This is a genomic window from Vibrio sp. 1249-1 (assembly GCF_033340495.1).
The window spans coordinates 1-1,167 of sequence record NZ_JAWOWJ010000096.1 but is presented as its reverse complement, the minus strand read 5'-3'; the positions used below and the strand labels follow the sequence as shown (position 1 = coordinate 1,167).

2 protein-coding genes are annotated in these 1,167 nt (G+C 40.8%); both read left to right on the top strand.

What is annotated here, in order from left to right:
* Window positions 1–197: plasmid mobilization relaxosome protein MobC (mobC, locus tag R7Z50_RS24515; RefSeq protein WP_318149350.1), on the top strand; the 197-nt coding region annotated here is incomplete at its 5' end.
* Window positions 181–1,167, top strand: a 987-nt coding sequence (locus R7Z50_RS24510) for a relaxase/mobilization nuclease domain-containing protein (RefSeq protein WP_318149349.1), incomplete at its 3' end; no start/stop codon positions are given. The genes mobC and R7Z50_RS24510, both read left to right, overlap by 17 nt.

The window sequence follows — 1,167 nt, the reverse complement described above, 5'->3', positions numbered from 1 at the left end:
TCTCAGTGTCTCAATTCTCAGAGCTTGCAAGGTTATCTAGTAACCTTAATCAAATCACTCATCATTTAAATAAGCACAATATGAGTGAATATCTCAATTGTGATATAAATGAATTAAGAGAAACTTTAAATAAAATAAGAAGCACTTTAATAAATATAAATACAAATAAAGGTGACAAAGATGAAAGCGAAAGTTAATAGAGGTAACGGCTTTCGAGGGCTGGCTAATTACATCCTTGATTCAGTGAAAGGGGCTGAGTTACTAGGGGGTAATATGTCGGGTAAAAACTCAAGAGAGCTTGCAAAAGAGTTTGCCGTCTGCCGTAAATTAAGACCTAACATTAATCGTCCAGCGTGGCATGTTTCTCTTGCTTTGCCAGCAGGGGAAAACATTGATGATTCAATGTGGTGCAATGTTGCTCAACGATTTTTAGAAGAAATGGGTGTGGATATTAACATGCACCAATACTTTCTTGGTAAACACTCAGACACAAACAACGAGCATATCCATATTGGGTTAAACCGCATCGGTTTTAATGGTGAGTTGTACCACGGAAGAAATGACGTAATGCTTGCAATTCAAGCAACTCACAAACTAGAAAAGGAGTTTGGTTTACAGTTAACTCCAACTTTTGAAGAGCGTAAACAAGAAAAATCTCTCACATCAAATGAGATCCAAATGGCAGCGAGGACAGGGGAAGTGCCAGCAAGAGCAGCATTGCAAAACATTTTAAATGAAGCACTTACAGATAAGCTGGACGTTTTTGCATTTATAGAACGATGCGAAGCGGCAGGAGCAACAGTTATCCCGAACGTTGCCAGCACTGGACGATTAAACGGTTTCGCCTTTGAGTATCAAGGCATTAAATTTAAAGGCTCCGATCTTGGGGCGAAGTACACCTATAAGAACTTAAAAGAAGTGGTGATTTATGAGCAAGACAGACAAAGTGCGGAGCTTATCGCAGCAGCACAAACAATCAAGCAAAGGCTCAATGCAGTCAGTGAAAGAGACGCAGCAACAGAGCAACAGGAATCTAGACCAGATCCAGCAGGTAACGGAAAAGCTGAACATGCTACCCAGTCACCTGATCAGCGTAACGAACAGTCTGAACGCCTTGGAGAAGTCGATAAGATCGGAACATCAGAAGAACAAGGGCGAGCTATCGAA